This is a genomic window from Streptomyces sp. NPDC093018 (assembly GCF_040684035.1).
GTDB classification, from domain to species: Bacteria; Actinomycetota; Actinomycetes; order Streptomycetales; family Streptomycetaceae; genus Streptomyces; species Streptomyces murinus.
Map to the genome: position 1 here is coordinate 191,775 of NZ_JBFBFF010000005.1, position 16,848 is coordinate 208,622.

Annotated in this window: 16 protein-coding genes; 4 read left to right on the plus strand and 12 right to left on the minus strand. The window is 73.0% G+C overall.

The features are described 5' to 3' along the window. Positions 1-148 precede the first annotated feature (148 nt). The 3 genes from AB0N90_RS14185 to AB0N90_RS14195 form a co-directional block, all read right to left on the minus strand. A complete protein-coding gene (locus AB0N90_RS14185) occupies positions 149-274 on the minus strand; it encodes a hypothetical protein (protein ID WP_365196161.1) in 126 nt (41 codons plus the stop codon). A 24-nt stretch (positions 275-298) separates the two neighbouring features. Then, complete coding sequence (locus tag AB0N90_RS14190; protein ID WP_365196164.1) at positions 299-1,027, minus strand: hypothetical protein; 729 nt, start codon at positions 1,025-1,027, stop codon at positions 299-301. 185 nt (positions 1,028-1,212) lie between these two features. Then, positions 1,213-2,010, minus strand: a complete 798-nt coding sequence (locus AB0N90_RS14195) for an SDR family oxidoreductase (RefSeq protein WP_365196167.1) — start codon at positions 2,008-2,010, stop codon at positions 1,213-1,215. Positions 2,011-2,141: 131 nt separating this feature from the next. Here AB0N90_RS14195 and AB0N90_RS14200 point away from each other — a divergent pair, with 131 nt between their 5' ends. After that, positions 2,142-2,738 (plus strand): TetR family transcriptional regulator, encoded by a 597-nt coding sequence (locus AB0N90_RS14200; RefSeq protein ID WP_365196170.1) that lies wholly within the window; start codon positions 2,142-2,144, stop codon positions 2,736-2,738. A 46-nt stretch (positions 2,739-2,784) separates the two neighbouring features. Here the strand turns inward: AB0N90_RS14200 and AB0N90_RS14205 are convergent, their stop codons facing one another. The 7 genes from AB0N90_RS14205 to AB0N90_RS14235 form a co-directional block, all read right to left on the minus strand. Continuing rightward, positions 2,785-3,984: an FAD-dependent oxidoreductase gene (locus AB0N90_RS14205; RefSeq protein ID WP_365196173.1), complete on the minus strand. Its 1,200-nt coding sequence runs from the start codon at positions 3,982-3,984 to the stop codon at positions 2,785-2,787. 119 nt (positions 3,985-4,103) lie between these two features. Beyond that, on the minus strand, positions 4,104-5,048 hold the full coding sequence (gene sigJ / locus AB0N90_RS14210; protein WP_365196176.1) for an RNA polymerase sigma factor SigJ: 945 nt from the start codon (positions 5,046-5,048) through the stop codon (positions 4,104-4,106). Between the two features lie 224 nt (positions 5,049-5,272). Beyond that, a complete protein-coding gene (locus AB0N90_RS14215) occupies positions 5,273-7,345 on the minus strand; it encodes a cell wall-binding repeat-containing protein (protein ID WP_365196179.1) in 2,073 nt (690 codons plus the stop codon). Between the two features lie 299 nt (positions 7,346-7,644). Further along, the gene (locus tag AB0N90_RS14220; protein ID WP_365196182.1) at positions 7,645-8,682 is read right to left on the minus strand and encodes a sphingomyelin phosphodiesterase; all 1,038 of its coding nucleotides are present in this window, start codon (positions 8,680-8,682) and stop codon (positions 7,645-7,647) included. A gap of 159 nt (positions 8,683-8,841) precedes the next feature. Next, a complete protein-coding gene (locus AB0N90_RS14225; RefSeq protein ID WP_365196185.1) occupies positions 8,842-10,104 on the minus strand; it encodes an MFS transporter in 1,263 nt (420 codons plus the stop codon). A gap of 6 nt (positions 10,105-10,110) precedes the next feature. Further along, on the minus strand, positions 10,111-10,890 hold the full coding sequence (locus AB0N90_RS14230; protein ID WP_365196188.1) for a GntR family transcriptional regulator: 780 nt from the start codon (positions 10,888-10,890) through the stop codon (positions 10,111-10,113). 187 nt (positions 10,891-11,077) lie between these two features. Continuing rightward, positions 11,078-12,631: a hypothetical protein gene (locus AB0N90_RS14235; protein ID WP_365196190.1), complete on the minus strand. Its 1,554-nt coding sequence runs from the start codon at positions 12,629-12,631 to the stop codon at positions 11,078-11,080. A 297-nt stretch (positions 12,632-12,928) separates the two neighbouring features. Between AB0N90_RS14235 and AB0N90_RS14240 the strand changes: the two genes are divergently transcribed. Further along, a complete protein-coding gene (locus AB0N90_RS14240) occupies positions 12,929-13,558 on the plus strand; it encodes a phosphatase PAP2 family protein (RefSeq protein ID WP_365196193.1) in 630 nt (209 codons plus the stop codon). Between the two features lie 63 nt (positions 13,559-13,621). Further along, positions 13,622-14,629, plus strand: a complete 1,008-nt coding sequence (locus tag AB0N90_RS14245) for an aminoglycoside phosphotransferase family protein (protein ID WP_365196196.1) — start codon at positions 13,622-13,624, stop codon at positions 14,627-14,629. A gap of 35 nt (positions 14,630-14,664) precedes the next feature. On the opposite strand, the gene AB0N90_RS14250 is transcribed toward AB0N90_RS14245, so the two are convergent. Then, the gene (locus AB0N90_RS14250; RefSeq protein WP_256640749.1) at positions 14,665-15,096 is read right to left on the minus strand and encodes a GNAT family N-acetyltransferase; all 432 of its coding nucleotides are present in this window, start codon (positions 15,094-15,096) and stop codon (positions 14,665-14,667) included. A gap of 111 nt (positions 15,097-15,207) precedes the next feature. Between AB0N90_RS14250 and AB0N90_RS14255 the strand changes: the two genes are divergently transcribed. Next, positions 15,208-16,401 (plus strand): permease, encoded by a 1,194-nt coding sequence (locus tag AB0N90_RS14255; RefSeq protein WP_365196200.1) that lies wholly within the window; start codon positions 15,208-15,210, stop codon positions 16,399-16,401. Here AB0N90_RS14255 and AB0N90_RS14260 read toward each other — a convergent pair. Then, positions 16,389-16,835: an ATP-binding protein gene (locus AB0N90_RS14260; RefSeq protein ID WP_365196203.1), complete on the minus strand. Its 447-nt coding sequence runs from the start codon at positions 16,833-16,835 to the stop codon at positions 16,389-16,391. The two genes, AB0N90_RS14255 and AB0N90_RS14260, sit on opposite strands and share 13 nt — an antisense overlap. Positions 16,836-16,848 lie beyond the last annotated feature (13 nt).

Here is a 16,848-nt window from a genome sequence, read left to right on the forward strand (position 1 = left end):
TGACCAAGTCAGCATTTTACGTGGCCATGACATGTATGGCCTTTATGGTCGCTCACCAGTTCCTGTCGGGAATACACCCGAATCTGTGATGGTGTGGCCGCCCTTCCCACTCGTGGTGCGAGGGGCGGCCCTCCTGCCCCCTCAGCCCTCACTCACGCATCACCGCACTGGGTTCGTTCAGCCACATGACGCTGACCTGCCTACCGCGCCGGACGTACTTCGTCTCGATCGCGTCCAGTTCGGCCGCCGAGGAGGCACCGAGGCTCCCGGACACCGCTCCGGGGTACCGGGCAAAATCTCAGGGCCGCACCATGTGCAGCCGCCCCGGGTCCACCTCCATGCGCAGTGGGGCGCGTACCTCGCCCACCGGGATGCCGTCCACGTCCAACCGGTGGGCGCCCCAGGCACGTTCGAAGCGCAGGCGGCGTACCCGGCGCGTTCCGAAGGGCTCGCCCCGCACCTCCAGCAGTCCCGAACCAGTCGTCGTGACGGCGAGGCGGCGGCCGTCCGGCATGGTGATCTTCTCGTTGTCGAGGATGAGGCGGATGGGTCCAGGGGCGGTGTTCAAAGACACCAAGTCGGCCTGGCGCAGGGCGAGTTCATAGCCGCGGCCCGCGAGGTGGATGCCGATGACGTCCCTGTGGCAGGCCCCCGCGCCCGCCATCCCGTCCGGCCGGTCGATCAGCAGCGGCAGGCGCCATAACGCCGCCGCCCGCATCGCCTGCTCCGGCCGTACCCCCGGCGTGTGCACCAGCAGCCCCACCGATCGCGGTGGCAGGCCGTGCTGGGCGCCGGCGCGCTCACCCGGCTCCGGTACCGGGTTCAACTCCACGCCGGGGACGCCCCGTTCGGCGAGCCGGGCGCGCAGCGCGGCCGTGCGTTCGCGTTCGGACTGGTGACGGCCCCGGACCACCCCGAGGGTGGAGCGGGTCGCCGGAAGGGTGCCGGACAGTCGTACGGCAGCGGTCAGCAGTCGGTCGACGCCCGTGATGTGGTGAGCGGTCGGTGGCGAGGACGAGGGCGGCATGCGGCTCCTTGCGCGCTCGGGACGGAACGCACGCGGCCGTCTGCACGGCTCGGCCCACGGCGGCACCGGTCGTTCAATCTCTAACGTAGTGCGAGAGTGCGGCCGGTGTGAAGCTGCGCCAAGCGCGGGTGAACCCGGTCCGACTCCCGTGTGTCGAGAGACTTTCCGGGCGCCCCCGGTACGACTTACGCCGCGACGACCGCCACTCCGGTGCGGCCCCCGTCGACGTCCACCACCGTCCCGTGCACGAAGGCCGCCTCATCGCTCGCCAGCCACACCACGGCGTTCGCGATCGCGTCCGGCGTGCCGACCGTGCCCGCCGGGGTCCCCCGCATCATCACCTCGCCCGGATGCGGCTCGGCGCCCGCCGGGGACGGGGGCAGGATCACCCCCGGCGACACCGCGTTCACCCGTACGCCCCGCGGTCCGAACTCCGCAGCCCATGCCCGCGTCAGCGTCTCCATCGCGCCCTTGGTCGAGCTGTAGAGCGCGCCGACCGGGACACCGAGACGAGCGATCCAGGAGCCGAGGTTGACGATCGCCCCGCCGCCGGACTCCGCCATCCACGGGGCGACGGCGGCGGTGAGGAAGAAGGGTGCCTTGACGTTCACGCCGTAGACCTGGTCGAACGTCTTCTCGTCGGTGCCCGCGGTGTCCTGGCCCGGGTAGATGCCCGCGTTGTTCACCAGGATGTCGATCCGGCCGCCCAGCGTCGCGCGGGCCCGCTCGGCCAGGTCGCGGGAGGCCGCCGCGCCGCCGTCCAGGTCCGCCGCCAGGAAGTCGGCCCGGCCGCCCGCGGCGCGGATGCCCTCGACCACCTCCGCGCCCCGGACCGGGTCCCGGCCGGAGACGATCACCCGCGCGCCCTGCGCCGCGAACGCCTCCGCGATCGCCCGCCCGATATTGCTGGTCGAGCCCGTGACCAGCGCGGTCCTGCCCTGCAGTCGGCCGTGTGTGGTGTCGCCATGCGTGGTGTCGTTCATGACGCGGTCTCCCGTCTCGCCTGACGCGGTCTTCCATGTCCCGCCGTGTGCGCCCACTGTGCGCCGACAGGAATGGACCGGCAAGTCCAGAATGGGTGAGGCTACGGTGGATCCACCGGAAGGAGCCGAAGGTGCCGGAGACACTGACCGCCAAGGGCCGCGCCACCCGCGCCCGCATCATCGAGGGCGCCGCCGAGCTGCTGCGCGTGCAGGGGCCCGCCGCCACCCTGGACGACATCCGCGCCCGCACCGGCACCAGCAAGAGCCAGCTCTTCCACTACTTCCCCGAGGGGAAGGACGAACTGCTGCTCGCCGTGGCCCGGTTCGAGGCCGACCGCGTCCTCTCCGACCAGCAGCCGCAGTTGAGCTGCCTCGACTCCTGGGAGAACTGGCGGCGCTGGCGCGATGTGGTCGTGGAGCGGTACGAACGCCAGGGCGACACCTGCCCGTTGGGCTCGCTCTTCCTCCAGGTCGGGCGGCAGCGCCCCGGCGCCCGTGCGATCGTCACCGAGCTGATGCGGCAGTGGCAGCACCAGCTCGCCGAGGGCATGCGCGCCCTCCAGGCGGGCGGTCTGGCCTCCCCGGCCCTCGATGTGGACCGGGCCTCCGCCGCCCTGATCGCCGGGATCCAGGGCGGCGTCGCCCTCATGATGTCCACCGGCGACTCGACCCACCTCAGAGCGGCGATCGACACCGGGATCGAGCATCTCCGTACGGCCGGGAGATAGCGCCGACTCCCCTTGCGCGCGGGATCGGTTCGGGGGAAGGGGACGCTCAGACCGCCGTCCCGGCGAACCTCGTGTCGGCCGCGCCCTCCCCCGGCGCCACCCTGCGCGCCCGGCTCGGCACCAGCAGCGGATGGGCGACGCCCCAGGTCGCGGCCTTGCAGATGGCCTCCTTGTAGCGGGCGGCGAGGCGGCCGGTCAGGGCGTGCTCGACGGCGCGGTCGTCGGCGGTGACGAACTGGATCAGGCCGTCCCTGCGGCCCAGGGAGACGCACTGCTGGTAGTACCGCACCGGCGTCACCGGCACCTTCCCGCCGCTGAGCCGTGCCGCGATCGCGTCGGCCGCCTGCCAGGCGCCGGGCACTCCCGAGGCGCAGGACATGCGCAGCGGCTTGTCGCCGGGGCCCATGGCGAGGGCCGCGTCGCCGATGGCGTACACCTGCGGATGCGAGACGGAGCGCATCGACCGGTCGACGACGATCTGCCCGTTCTCCCCGGTGTCCAGGGTGGTGGCCCGCGCGATCGGGTGCACGGCGAAACCTGCGGTCCACACGGTGGCCGCGGCCGGGAGCGTGCCGCCGTCGGCGGTGGTGACATGGTCGGCGGCCACCGCGGTCACGGCGGTGTGCTCGTGCACGGTGATGCCGAGCCGGTCGCAGACCGCGCGCAGATGGCGGCGGCCCTTGGAGGAGAACCGTTCGCCCAGCTCACCGCGCACGGCGAGGGCGACGTCCAGGTCCGGGCGGGTCTCGGCGAGTTCGGTCGCGGCCTCCACCCCGGTGAGTCCGCCGCCGACCACGACCACGGGGGCACCGGCCGCCAGCTCGGCCAGGCGGGCCCGCAGCCGCAGCGCGCCGGGGCGGTTCGCGAGGTCGTGGGCGTGCTCGGCGACACCGGGAACGCCCTGGTCGTGCCATCCGCTGCCGAGGGCGTAGACGAGGGTGTCGTACGGCAGTTCCTCCGCCGTGCCCTGCTCCCCGGTGACGGTGACGGCGCGCCGGTCGGCGTCCACGGCGGTGACCCGGGCGAGCCGCAGGGTGACGCCGGTGCCCGTGAACAGGGCGGTGAGGGGCCGGGGCGGGAGTTCCTGGCCGGCGGCGAGCTGGTGCATCCGGACGCGCTCGACGAAGTCGGCCTCGGCGTTGACGAGGGTGATGGCGACGTCCTCGCGGCGCAGTCGGCGGGCGAGACGGCCGGCGGCGATGGCTCCGGTGTATCCGGCGCCGAGGACGATGACGCGGTGCTGCATGGCCTGCTCCTGTCGCTCATGGGACGGTGTCCCAAGCGGTTCGCCCCTTGAACCGGGCGGCCCGCCGTTTCCTGACAGGAGCAGTCCGTGACCCGCGTCACATGTTCATCGCGCGGGCGTCAGAAGACCTTGAGCACGGGGTCGCCGTGCTCGGCGGCCGCCCAGCGCCGGGTCGCGCGCACCAGCTTGTCGGGGTTGACCTGGCTGCGGAAGGCGGCGATGCCCTGCCGGGTGATCTCCAGGCAGGTGATGCCGATGACCCGCCCGTCGAACACCACGACGAGCGCGGGGGCGCCGTTGACCAGGCAGACATGGAGGTCGGGCGAGCCGCCGACCAGGTTGCGCTTGGCCTTGCCGGGCTTGAACAGGCCCCGCATGAAGGTCGCGACCGCGCGGGCGCCCTCGAACGCGCGGGCGCGGGCCGGCGCCTTGCCGCCGCCGTCGCCGACCGCGATGGCGTTCTCGGTGAGCAGTCGTACCAGCGGTTCGGTGTGGCCGCTGGTGGCGGCGGCGAGGAACTCGTCCACGATCCGGCGCGCGGCCGCCTCGTCGATCTCGGCGCGCGCCCGGCCGGTCGCGACATGCTTCTTCGCGCGGTGGAAGATCTGCTGGCTGGCGGTCTCGGTGAGGTCGAGGATCGCCGCGATCTCCCGGTGCGGGTAGTCGAACGCCTCGCGCAGCACGTACACCGCGCGCTCGTTCGGGGTGAGCCGCTCCAGCAGGGTGAGGACGGCGTACGACACCGACTCGCGCTGTTCGGCGGTGTCGGCGGGGCCCAGCATCGGGTCCCCGGCGAGCAGTGGCTCGGGCAGCCAGGCGCCGACGTAGGTCTCGCGGCGGGCGCGGGCGGAGGCGAGCTGGTTGAGGCAGAGATTGGTGAGCACCTTGGTCAGCCACGCCTCGGGGACCTCGATGCGCCCGGTGTCGGCGGCCTGCCAGCGCAGATACGTCTCCTGTACGGCGTCCTCCGCCTCGCTCGCCGAGCCGAGCAGGCGATAGGCGATGGCCTCCAGACGGTGCCTGGACGCCTCGAACCGGTCCACGTCGTGCACGGTCGGAGCCATGACCGGATCCTAGCCCGCGGAACCGGTCAACTGCTCCGGATATCAGGGCCGATGGCCCGGTCATGAGCTGCCGGTGGGCCACCGGCGCGAGCCCGGTAGCCCACCGACGGGAGTCCGGTGGCCCACCGACGGGAGTCCGGTGGCCCACCGGCGGGCGAGTGGGCCACTGGCGTGCGGGTGGGCCACCGGCGTGCGGGTGGGTCACCGGACTCCCCGCTGCTCGGTCAGCGGGCGGTGTGGCCGTCCGGAGCGGGCAGGTGGGTGCGGTCGGGACCGGTGCCGATACCGGTGCCGGGCACCGGGCGGCCGGTGGGCGCCCGGCCGTCCCCGGCGGCCAGGGCCGGGGCCCTGACGCCGCGGGCCGTCGCCGCCGGGGCGTCACCGCCCGCCGCCCAGATCGTGGACGTCCAGGCGCTGCTCGCGGCGATCGCGTCGCCGATGGCGGTGCGGTTGGCCGGCAGATAGGAGGAGTTGCCACCGAACGTCTGCACGACGGAGACGCTCGCCGCCTCCTGGCTCAGATAGGTCGACGCCTGCGCGGACAGCGTGCCCTCGGTGGACCAGAGCATCGGGCCGTACGTCGCGGTGGCGGCGCTGCCCGCGGCGGCGTTCTGCCAGGTCCAGGTGTCCTCGACGACCGCCGAGTTCGGCGCCGTCCACCAGAAGCGGGCCAGGTTGGCGGCCACGTCCTCATGGGCCTTGCCCCCGATGGCCCAGTAGCTCCAGGACTTGGTGAACGCGGTGTGCCGCACCGCCTGGTCGGCGTTGTAGCCGACGGTCACCAGGCTGGTGGTCTTCGGATTCAGCGCGTTGATGTAGCTCTTCACCGAGGACGGGACGGTCTTGCCGTTGGTCAGCAGGACCACACCGGTGCCGCGGTAGCCGAGGGCACCGGCGGCCGTGGCCGCGGCGATCGGGTCGTGGTACTCGCCGCCGTCCGCCAGGAAGATCCAGGACGGGGTCGCGGTGATCTGCTTGGCGACCCGCGCGGACAGCCCGGACAGATCGCTCGCGTCCATCCGCAGCGCCTTGTAGCCGAGCGCGGTGACCTGATCGGCCACCTTCGAACTCAGCAGCTTTGTAGGGCCGTTGAGGTAGACGGTGCTGCCCTTGGGCAGGGTGCGCTTCAGCTCGGCGGCGGCCGCGGAGTCCAGTCCGCTGCCCGAGGTCATCAGCAGCGGGCCCTGCTTCTCGGCGGCGAGCGTGATGCCGGGCGCCGAGTAGGTGGCGTTGGACTTGTCGACCAGCACCGCGGAGTGCGCGGTGACCAGGCCGGGCACATGCGCGGCGCCGGTCTTGTCGTAGGTCCAGCGGGAGGCGGCCGCGTCGATGGTGACGGGGCCGGTGCCGTAGACGCGGGTGAGGTAGTTCTGGCGCAGCGGCTGCCAGGCGGGCTTGGCGCCCTGGCCCGCGCCGGTGATCTGCTTCGTCGTACCGTCCCTGAGGTCCAGCAGCCGTACCGTCTGGACGTCGCCGGAGGCGCCGGCGTGGGAGCTGTGCGCCTCGTAGGCGAGCCGGTGGCCGGCCGGGTCCCAGGTGGGGAAGAGGTGGTCGGAGGCGTCGGTGGTGAGCTGCTTGGCGTCGCCGCCGTCGGCGCCGGACACGAACACCTGGGACCAGCCGTCCACTTGGCGGGTGAAGGCCAGTTGGCTGCCGTCGGCCGAGAACACCGGCGAGGAGCCCTCGTCGACGATCCGGGTCACGGTGCCGTTGCCCGGGTCGTACAGCCAGATGCCCTGGTTGGTGCCGCCGGTGGTTTGCCGTTCGAAGGCGAGGGTGCCCGCCGGGCTCGCCGTCGGGTGGACGTCGTACGCCGACGCCGGTTCCTGGCCGCTCGTGAGCAGCGGCTCGGGGGCCCAGGAGCCGTCCGAGGGGCCGTAGACGAGCTGGCCGCCGGTGCTGTAGACGACGGCGCTGCCGTCCTGCCAGTAGACCGGGTCCTCGTCGGCCGCGCCGGAGCGGGTGCCGGTGGCCGCGGGCAGGGTGACGAGCGAGGTGGCGCCGGTGACCCGGCCGGTGGTGACCTTGGCGGCGGCGGCCACCACCTTGCTGCCGTCCGGCGCCCAGTTCAGGGCGTGGTTCGCGCTGGTGATGCCCGGCACCGAACGCAGGGCCGTGCCATCGGAGTTGACGGTCTGCGCACCGGTGGTACCGCCGTACAGGCTGAGCAGACCGGTCGAGGTGTCCGGCGCGGTCGGCGTGGCCTGCGCGCCCGGTGCCGCGGCACCGAGCAGTCCGGCCGCCAGCGAGGCGGCCGAGGTGAGCGTCGCGAGGTGGCGACGCGTACGAGAGTTCAACGAGCCCCCCAGGAGTGAGTGTTCCTCGCCGCGGGCGTCCCGGCCCGGTGCCCGGCCGTGTCGTGACGGCCGGTGTTCCGGCGCACGCGTGGGCGCGCGCGGCAGCTCCGGCGGCCGGTGATCGCCCATCGGCAGCAGGACGGTATGTGAAGGGCTCGCCGGACACCGGTGAAGCCGTCCGAACAATGGGTGAACTCGCGCGGTACGACGGAACGCGGACCGGGGGAACTCCGTCGGGGCCCGGCCCCCGGTGCGCGACGACCACACACCGGAAGACCGAACTCCCCTGCCTTTCAAGTTCAGTTGAGCTGGAACGTGGTCTCGATCGGGTAGTGGTCGCTGGGCGCGGCGGTGTCGGTCTGGCCGGTGGTCCAGCCGGACTGGGGGTCGAAGTCGACCTTCACCGGGGAGACGGCCGAGGGGACCGGGCGGCCGGGGGCGTTGAGGTAGCCGAGGTAGTCGATGTCGTCGCGGTAGTCCTTGGGGAAGGACTGCACGCCGGACATGTACTGGCACCACGCGGAGACCGGGCAGTCCATGGTGCGCAGGGTCTGGCCCGGGTCGGTGGCGGGGGTGCCGAGGACGCCGTTCACCGCGGTCTGGGCGTCGGCGTAGTCGCCGCGGGCCCGGCCGCCGTAGTACTCCACGTTCAGGTCGCCGCCGATCAGCACCGGAGCGCTGGTGCCTGCGATGCCGTCCGCCCAGGCGCGGATCTCGCGGAGCTGGGCGAGCCGGGTGGACCGGGTGGTGTCGGTGGCGGTGCCGGACTCGTCGGCCTGGAGGTGGGTGCCGATCACCCAGCTCTGCGTGCCGCCCTTGGCGATCCGGACCAGCGCCGCGCCCTTGTTGGCGTGGTAGTCCCAGGTGCCGGACGCGGAGTTGCTGAAGACGTGCGCGTACTGGGCGGTGATCGGGTACTTGGAGAGGATCATCGTGCCGCCGTTGATGACGAACGGCGAGTTGGAGCAGTCACCGCTGATGCCGGTCCAGCCGCCGCCGGAGCAGCTCTGGCCGACCACCGGGGTGTGGTACGGGTACAGGTCCGACAGCTTGCCGACGATATCGGCGGTCGAGGTGTTGTTGAAGCCCTCGTTCAGCACCACCACGTCCGCGCTGTGCTTGCGCACGATCGACTCGATGACCGGCGTGCGCTGGGCCGCCTTCTCGTTCTGGGTGGTGTCCACGATCGCGGTGCCGAGGTCGACGTTCCAGGCGAACACCGACAGGCTGGTTCCGGTGCCCGCCGCGCCGGCCGCGGGGGCCGTGTAACCGGCGACCCCGAGGAGCGTGGCGGCCGCGGTGGCGGTGAGGGCGGTAGCGGTACGACGCGAGACCATGCGCTCTCCTGCTGGAAGTGAGCCCCTGACCGGAACCGGGGCGCGTACATGACAGCGGGACACTAGGGGTGCGCGGGTACGCCCGGAAGAACGTCGACGAAGCGTCCCATGGACAGACAGCAGAGAGAAGATGTCTGGACAAGTCGGCGTCCGGAGCCGTCAATTCGGCTTGTGGAGCTGTGATCTTCCTCGGTCGGCTGTGCGCAGCGGGGAGAGGAAGGCGGGGAGGAAGCCCAGCGTCATGCCGGCCGCGGCGATCAGCAGGGTGGCCGGTGCCCCGAACGCGGTGCCCGCGGCGCCGCCCAGCAGTCCGCCGAGCGGGAGGCCGCCCCAGGAGACGAACCGGGCGGTCGCGTTCATCCGGCCGAGCAGCCGGTCCGGGGTGAGGGACTGCTGGAAACCGGCCTGGGCGACGACGCGTACGACACCGCCGAAGCTCAGCGCCGCCGGACCGGCCGCCGCCAGGCAGAGGCTCGCACCGGGGCGGGCCAGGGTGATCAGCGCGGTCGGCGGGCAGGTGACCAGCGGGGCGAGCCAGACGGCCGTGCCCTGTCCGAGCCGCCGCACGATCCTGGTCGCCGACAGCGCGCCCAGCAGGGCACCGCACCCCATCCCGGAGAGGATCAGGCCGACCCCGGCCGCGTCGAGGCCCAACTCCCGTTCCAGGAAGAGCAGAAGCATGGCCTGGTACATGGCCAGGAAGAGATTGAAGAGGGCGTCGCCGAGGATCGTCGCGCGCAGCACCTGATGGGCGAGCACGAAGTGCAGCCCCTCCCGCACCTCGCGGCGCAACCGAGCCCGGGTGCCGGGTCGTTCGGGCCTCTTCTCGTGGTCACGGATGGCGAGCGCGAGCAGTGCCGACAAGGCCGTCCCGGTCGCGCTCGCCAGGAGCGTGGTGGCCGGTCCGAAGCCGCCCACCAGTGGGCCCGCCAGTGCCGGGCCGCCGATGCTGGTCGCCGAACGGATCGCGGAGAGCGTGGAGTTGGCCTCCAGGATGCGGGCGCGGCCGACCAGGTGGGGCAGGTAACTGGCGTAGGAGACCTCGAAGAAGACGGTGAGCAGACCGTGGACGAGGGCGACGCCGTACAGCCACTCGACGCTCAGCAGGCCGCACCGGTGGGCCGCCGGGACGGAGAGCAGGACCAGCGCCCGGGCGAGATCGGCGGCGATCAGCACCGGTCGTCTGCGCACCCGGTCCACCCAGGCGCCCGCCGGGAGCCCGACGAGGAGGGAGCCCGCGGTGGTGGCCGCGGTCAGCAGGCCGACCTGGAGGGCGTCGGCGCGCAGCAGGGTGATGGCGACCAGGGGCAGCGCCAGGAAGACGACGCGGTCGCCGAGTTGGCCGAGCGCGGTGGCGGCGGCCAGCAGGCGGAAGTCCCGGTCGCACAGGAGGGCGGACCGGGTGGCGGGGCGCGGGGGCATCGGCGGCTATCCCCGCTCGACGGCGAACTCGTAGAGGACCTCCCGGCGGGCGTCCGGGACGACGATGTCGGCGGTCTCCACCGGGCGGCCCCCGGAGTCGTACAGGGTCCGCTCGATCCGCAGCACCAGGTCGCCGAGGCCGATGCCGAGCAGATGGGCCTGCTCTCGGGTGGCGCGGGCCGGGCGGGGCAGTTCGGCCACGGTCTCGACGAGCACCCCGATGGAGCGCATCCGCTCGACCACCCCCTTGCCCGCGAGCGGCCCCTGCTCCGGCAGCACGACCGGGGTGCCGTCGGTGATCGCCAACGGCTCCCAGGAATGCGAGAGTTGGACGGGCCGTCCGTCGGCGAGGAACTCGTAGTGCGTGCTGACGCAAGGGTCGCCGGGCGCGATGGCGAGCCGCTCGGCGATCGCCGCGGGCGCGGGGAAGCGCACCCGGGTGTGGAAGTCCCACGCGCCCGCCCGGCCGCGCTCGGCCACGCCGGTGGCCGGATGCCCGAGGCCCCCGTGGCGGCGCGCCCGGATCATCGGCAGCCGCTCGCGCGGCGCCCGTACGTACGTCCCCGACCCCGCGCGCCCTTCGATCAGCCCCTCGGCGATCAGCCGGTCCACCGCCCGCTGGGCCACATTGCGCCCGACCCCGTACTCCTCCGCGAGCCGCGCCCGGGACGGCAGCCGCCCGCCGAGCTGCCACTCGCCCGCGAGGATCCGCGCCCGCAGCGCGTCGGCGACGGCGAGGTAGGGCGCCTCTCGGGGCGTGGACGGCTTGGGCGGCTTGGGCGACACGGGTGGCACGGGCGGCACGGGCGGCATGGGCGGCTCTCCGGATCTCGTGGGGCGGGAGTCCCGTCGCACGGGGACGGGGTCCGGACGGAGTCGGAAAGCTACCGCGCGGGCGGAAAACTGATGGATCAGGAACGCGGTGCGTGACCGGCGGGCGGATCAGAAGCGCGATGCGTGACCGGCGGACAGATCAGGAACGCGATGCGTGGCCTTCGCGCAGGGGCCGCGGCGGGGGCTGCGCCGCCAGGAACTCCACCACCGCCAGGACGAACAGCAGGCACAGGGCGATCCCGAGGACCACCCAGCCGGTGGGGTACGGCCACAGCAGGCAGACCAGCACCGCGACGGCGACCAGGATCCAGGTGAACCAGGCGCGGTACCGGCGTACGAAGAGGCCGACCGGGCCGGTGCGCAGGCCCGCGTGGTCGGCGGTGCCGCGGGCCGCGCCGATGCCGTCGGTCCACAGGCCCCGCACCAGTCCGGCCCGCCGCCCGGGCCCGCTGAGCCAGGCGCCCAGCGCGATCACCACGCCGAGCACGAGCACCATCCGTACCGCGGTCTCCAGGAAGCGGGTCAGGGTGTCGTAGACCGCGCCGGCCGCGCCCGGGGAGACATCGGCGGGCAGCCGGTCCAGGTAGAACACGCGGAAGACGCGCAGCCCGATGCCGAGCACGGCGGTGGCGACGGCCGCGCCGAGACAGCCCGCGACGAGGGCGCGGCGGCGGCGCAGCGACAGCAGGACACCGGCGGCGATCAGCAGGACGGCGAGCACCGGCAGCCAGTTGCCGGCGATCCGCAGCAGCCGTACGTACGTCTTCACCTTGCCGACCTGCTGGGACTCCAGAAGCGTGAACTGGGCGTGGATGGCCGGGATATGGCTCGCGAAGGTCATCCCCGCGTCGACCATGCGCTTCTTCACGTCCTCGATCAGCGGGGCGAGATCGAGGGTGACGGTGTCGTCCTTCAGCTGCACCGCGCCGCCACCGGTGCCGGTCAGCGCCTTGTCGAGGGAGGCGTGGATCCGGCGGTTGGCGTCGGTCCAGACCGTGGCGAAGGCCGAGGAGGCGACGGCCTTGCGGGCCTGGTCGTGCACGAACCCCCGTACGGCGTTCTCCAGGCCCCCGCCGAGCCCGCCCAGCGCCCTCTCCAGCAGCGGCCGGTCCTTGGGCGCCACGTCGGAGAGCAGCGTGGGCAGGTTGATCCGGTCCATCAGCGCGTCCGTGGCCCGGTTCGCGGCGGCGTCCTGCACGGCGGGGTTCCCGGCGAGCGGGGCGACGGTCGCGACATAGCGGTCGGTGTCGCCGACCAGGTCGGCGGCCCAGGTGGCGACGACGGCGAGCGGGGCGAGGAGGCAGCCGATGACGAGGAGCACGGCGGCGAGCGCGGAGGCGGGCCGCCGCCGGGGCCGCCCCGCCGCGCCGTGCCGCGCGTGCCGCTCCGCTTCGAGGGCGGCGAGGCGGGAGCGGAGGTCGTCGAGCTCGGAGTGGTCGGGGTGGTCGGGGTGGTCGGGCCGGTCGTGTCGTTCCGGGCGGTCGGGCCGGTCGTGTTGTTCCGGGTGATCCGTGGGCTCCGGGTGATCCGCGCGCTCCGGCCGGTCGGGGTCGCGTGGCCGACCTGGTTCGCCGGGCCGCTCGGGGCCACCGGGCCGGTCGGGTTCGCCAGGGTGGTCGGAGGGGTCCGGATCGCCAGGGCGGTCGGAGCGGTCCGGGTCGCCGGGGTGGTCGGGGGTCGCACCGTTCGTCACTGGCACCTCCTCGCCGTGCGGATCGCCCTGCGGATCGCCCTGCAGATCACCAGCGCACCGCCCCGTGCACGCGGGCGCGAGCAGGGCGGGGCCGTTCGGGTCAGCCGGGGCGGCACGGGTGGGTCGGCATCCCGCGTCGCGGGCGGGTCGGCACCCCGCGCCGTAACCTGATATCGTCTACACACTTGTAGACGTTTACCTCTGAGACGTCCGCGCTTCATCCGTACGTCCGATCGGTGCCCGCGCCCGTTTCCCGGAGTCCGCGGCACACGCAGCACGGCCCCGGAGACCCATCTGATGACGACTTCCTCCCCGACCACCCAGGCGCTCGACGGCGCGGCGATAGACGGCGGTCTGTACACCGACGTCACCGACTTCGCCCGGCACACGCACTGGCTGAACGAACCGGTGTCGGTGTTCAGCGCCTTCGGCATCGGCCTGTTCGCGGTGTATCTGCTGGTGGCGTGGTGGCGGGCCAGAGGACAGGGCAGCACCGCGATGGCCGCCGTGCTGGCGACGCCGGTCGCCGTCGTCCTCGCCTACGTGGTCAACAGCGGGATCAAGGACGTCTTCGACGAGCCCCGGCCGTGCCGCGCGCTCCCCCACGACTTCCTCCTGGAGGCGTGCCCCGCGCCGGACGACTACGCCTTCCCCAGCAACCACACCACCGTCGCCTTCGCCTTCACGGTGGCCCTCCTGCTGATCAGCCGCCGCCTCGGCACCCTCGCCCTGGTCACCGCGATCGCGATGGGCGCCTCCCGGGTGTACGTCGGCGCGCACTATCCGCACGACGTCGCCGTGGGCGCCCTGGTCGGCAGCGTCGTCTCGCTCGTCATCGTCCTGGTGCTGCGCCGGATCGCCCCACCGCTGGTGGAACGGCTGCGCACGGGCGCCCTGCGTCCACTGCTGACCTCGCAGCCCTCCTGAAACCCTGATCAAACCCTGATCCGATCCCCGGCGTACCGTGCGGGGCGGCTACGGTTGCCCCGCATGGCTCCCGACGGCACCGAACTCACCGCGGACCTGATCCGCGACCTCCTGCGCGCCCAGCACCCGGACCTCGCCGAACGTCCCCTGCGGCTGGGCGCGCGCGGCTGGGACAACCAGCTGTGGCGGCTCGGCGACGACCTCGCGGTGCGGCTGCCCTGGGCGACCGCGACGGCGGACGCGCTGCTGCTCAAGGAGCACACCTGGCTCCCCGTCCTCGCCCCGCGCCTGCCCCTGCCGGTTCCCGTCCCGCAGCGTCTCGGCGCGCCGTCGGCAGGGTTTCCGCGGCCTTGGATCGTCACCACCTGGGTGCCGGGCGTGCCCGGTGATCTGGCACCCGCGACGCGCGTTCAGGAGGCGGCCGACGCTCTGGCCGGTTTTCTGACCGCCCTGCACCGGGCCGCCCCCGACGACGCGCCTCCCGGCCGGGAGCGCGGGGGGCCGCTGGCACCGCTGGCCGGGCAGTTCGAGCGGGGACTGGCCTCGGCGGTCGAACTGGGTCTGCTGCCCGAGCCGGAGACGGTCCGGGCGATGCGCGCGATCTGGGCGGACGCCGTCGCCGCGCCCGTGTGGTCCGGCCCGGCGGTATGGCTGCACGGCGACCTCCACCCGGCCAACGTGCTCACCGCGGACGGCACCTTCTGCGGCGTGATCGACTTCGGAGACCTCTGCGCGGGCGACCCGGCCTGCGATCTCGCCGCCGCCTGGACCCTCCTGCCGGACAGCGCCCTCGACCACTTCCACACCGCGTACCGGCCCACGTACCGGACCGAGTACCAGCCCGCACACCGGCCCGCGCAGGACCCCGTAAACGATCACCCCGTACCGGGTCCCCCGCAGTACCCCGCCGTGGACGACGCGACCCTGCGCCGCGCCCGGGGATGGGCGCTCTTCCGCGCCCTCGGCTGCCTCCTCATCGGAGAGGCGGGTCACCGCGGCCGCCCCGGTGGCAAGCCCAGCTGGGCTCCGCCGGCCCGCTCGGCGCTGCGCCGGATCGTGCCGACTGCCTGAAGCAGCAGGGATGTTCGTACCGAAGCGGCGGACGCCTACTCGCTCAGCCGGAACACCGTGGACTCCCGCGCCCGGAAGCCGATCCGCTCGTAGAGCCGGTTCGCGGAGGCGCGGTCCGGGCGGGAGGTGAGGTCGAGCGTGCGCGCGCCCGCCTTACGGGCGAGCCGTACCGCCTCCTCGATCAGCAGCCCCGCGACACCCCGGCCGCGCGCCGCGCCGTCGACCACCACGTCCTCGATCCGGCCGCGCAGCCCGGACGGCAGGGGCAGCAGCACCAGGACCAGGGTGCCGACGATCGCCTCGGGGGTGCGGGCGACCAGCACCGTGTTGGTGTCACAGGCCACCAGCCGGTCGATCGCGGCGCGGTCCAGGGGCACGGCGGCCGAGGACAGCTGCGGCAGCAGCCTCCCGTAGGCGTCGACCAGCTCCTGGGACGGTTCCCGTACGGCCTCCACACGGATATCCATGCGGGGAGGATACCGATCGCCGAACGAGACCTTTCCCGCGTTTCTCCATACCCCACCGGGGTACTCTCGGCCGAGTGGCGGAACCGCACCACCGTGAAGGGAGTGCGCTGCATGCACGCGATCGGGCACGCGTTGGCCATCACCGGATCGATGACCTGGGAGATCACCTGGGCACTGATCCTCGGCTTCACCCTCTCGGCCGTCGTCCAGGCGGTGGTGCGCCGTGAGACGGTCGTACGACTGCTCGGCGACGACCGCCCGCGCACGCTCGCCCTGTCCGCGGGCCTCGGCGCCGCCTCGTCCTCCTGCTCCTACGCCGCCGTCGCCCTCGCCCGCTCCCTGTTCCGCAAGGGCGCGAACTTCACCGCGGCGATGGCCTTCGAGATCGCCTCGACCAACCTCGTCATCGAACTCGGCGTGATCCTCGCCCTGTTGATGGGCTGGCAGTTCACCGCGGCGGAGTTCGTCGGCGGCCCGATCATGATCGTCGTACTCGCGGTGCTGTTCCGCCTCTTCCTGCGCGCACGTCTGCTGCGCGGCGCCCGGGAGCAGGCCGAGCGCGGGGTCGCCGGGTCGATGGAGGGCCACGCGGCGATGGACATGTCGGTCCGGGGCGAGGGCGGTTTCCTGCGCCGGCTGCTCTCGCGCGCCGGGCTCACCTCCGTGTCGCACATCTTCGTCATGGAGTGGGCCGCGATCCTGCGCGACCTGGTGGCGGGGCTGCTGATCGCCGGTGCCATCGCCGCCTGGGTGCCGGACGACTTCTGGCACACCTTCTTCCTGGCCGGCCATCCCCTCGCGGCCAAGCTGATCGGCCCGCTGATCGGCCCGGTCGTCGCCGTCGCCACGTTCGTCTGCTCCATCGGCAATGTGCCGCTGGCGGTGGTCCTGTGGAAGGGCGGCATCAGCTTCGGCGGGGTGATCGCCTTCATCTACGCCGACCTGCTGATCCTGCCGATCCTCAACATCTACCGGAAGTACTACGGCCCCCGCATGGCCGGCTTCCTGCTCGCCACCTTCTTCGCCGCCATCGCGGTGGCCGGCTACACGGTGGAGTTCCTCTTCGGCGGCCTCGGCCTCATCCCCGACCAGGCCACCGCCCGGCTCCCCGAGGAGGGCATCCGCTGGAACTACACCACCTGGCTGAACATCACCTTCCTCCTCCTCGCCGCCTCCCTCGTCATCCGCTTCCTGCGCACGGGCGGGGCGGCGATGCTGCGGACGATGGACGGGGGGCCGCAGGAGGGTGGGGACGGTGGGCGCGGGGGCGGTGGGCGCGGGGAGCACGACCATCACCACGCCTGAGGCCACGGACTCAGCGTGGCGGACGCCCTGAAACCGAGTTCACACCAGACGAACTTGCCCCGCTCCCCGAACCGCGCCGACGGCTGCCACCCCCAGTGGTCGGCGCATGCCATGACGAGTCCGAGCCCCCGGCCACCTTCCAACTCACCCGCTTCGGCGAGCGATTGCGCCACGGGCGGCGACTGCGGATCGGTGTCCCACGCCCCGATCCACACCACCCCCTCCGGGGTGCGGCGCACCCGCAGCGCCGCCGGACCTTTCGTATGCCGCACGGCGTTCGAAACCAGCTCCGCCGCAAGCAGCTCCGCGGTGTCCACCAGGCCGATCAGACCGTGGAGGGTGAGGATAAGACGGAGGGTACGGCGGGAAACCGTGACCGCCCTCGGGTCGTTGGGGATGCAGAGGGTGTAGTCCCAGGACTCGCTTTCGGGCATGGGTGATCAACTC

Bases quoted from the DNA above. Each gene is read 5' to 3' on its own strand.
- AB0N90_RS14190 (WP_365196164.1), bottom strand. From the start codon at position 1,027: ATGCCGCCCTCGTCCTCGCCACCGACCGCTCACCACATCACGGGCGTC.
- AB0N90_RS14195 (WP_365196167.1), bottom strand. From the start codon at position 2,010: ATGAACGACACCACGCATGGCGACACCACACACGGCCGACTGCAGGGC.
- AB0N90_RS14205 (WP_365196173.1), bottom strand. From the start codon at position 3,984: ATGCAGCACCGCGTCATCGTCCTCGGCGCCGGATACACCGGAGCCATC.
- sigJ (WP_365196176.1), bottom strand. From the start codon at position 5,048: ATGGCTCCGACCGTGCACGACGTGGACCGGTTCGAGGCGTCCAGGCAC.
- AB0N90_RS14220 (WP_365196182.1), bottom strand. From the start codon at position 8,682: ATGGTCTCGCGTCGTACCGCTACCGCCCTCACCGCCACCGCGGCCGCC.
- AB0N90_RS14225 (WP_365196185.1), bottom strand. From the start codon at position 10,104: ATGCCCCCGCGCCCCGCCACCCGGTCCGCCCTCCTGTGCGACCGGGAC.
- AB0N90_RS14240 (WP_365196193.1), top strand. From the start codon at position 12,929: ATGACGACTTCCTCCCCGACCACCCAGGCGCTCGACGGCGCGGCGATA.
- AB0N90_RS14245 (WP_365196196.1), top strand. From the start codon at position 13,622: ATGGCTCCCGACGGCACCGAACTCACCGCGGACCTGATCCGCGACCTC.
- AB0N90_RS14250 (WP_256640749.1), bottom strand. From the start codon at position 15,096: ATGGATATCCGTGTGGAGGCCGTACGGGAACCGTCCCAGGAGCTGGTC.
- AB0N90_RS14255 (WP_365196200.1), top strand. From the start codon at position 15,208: ATGCACGCGATCGGGCACGCGTTGGCCATCACCGGATCGATGACCTGG.
- AB0N90_RS14260 (WP_365196203.1), bottom strand. From the start codon at position 16,835: ATGCCCGAAAGCGAGTCCTGGGACTACACCCTCTGCATCCCCAACGAC.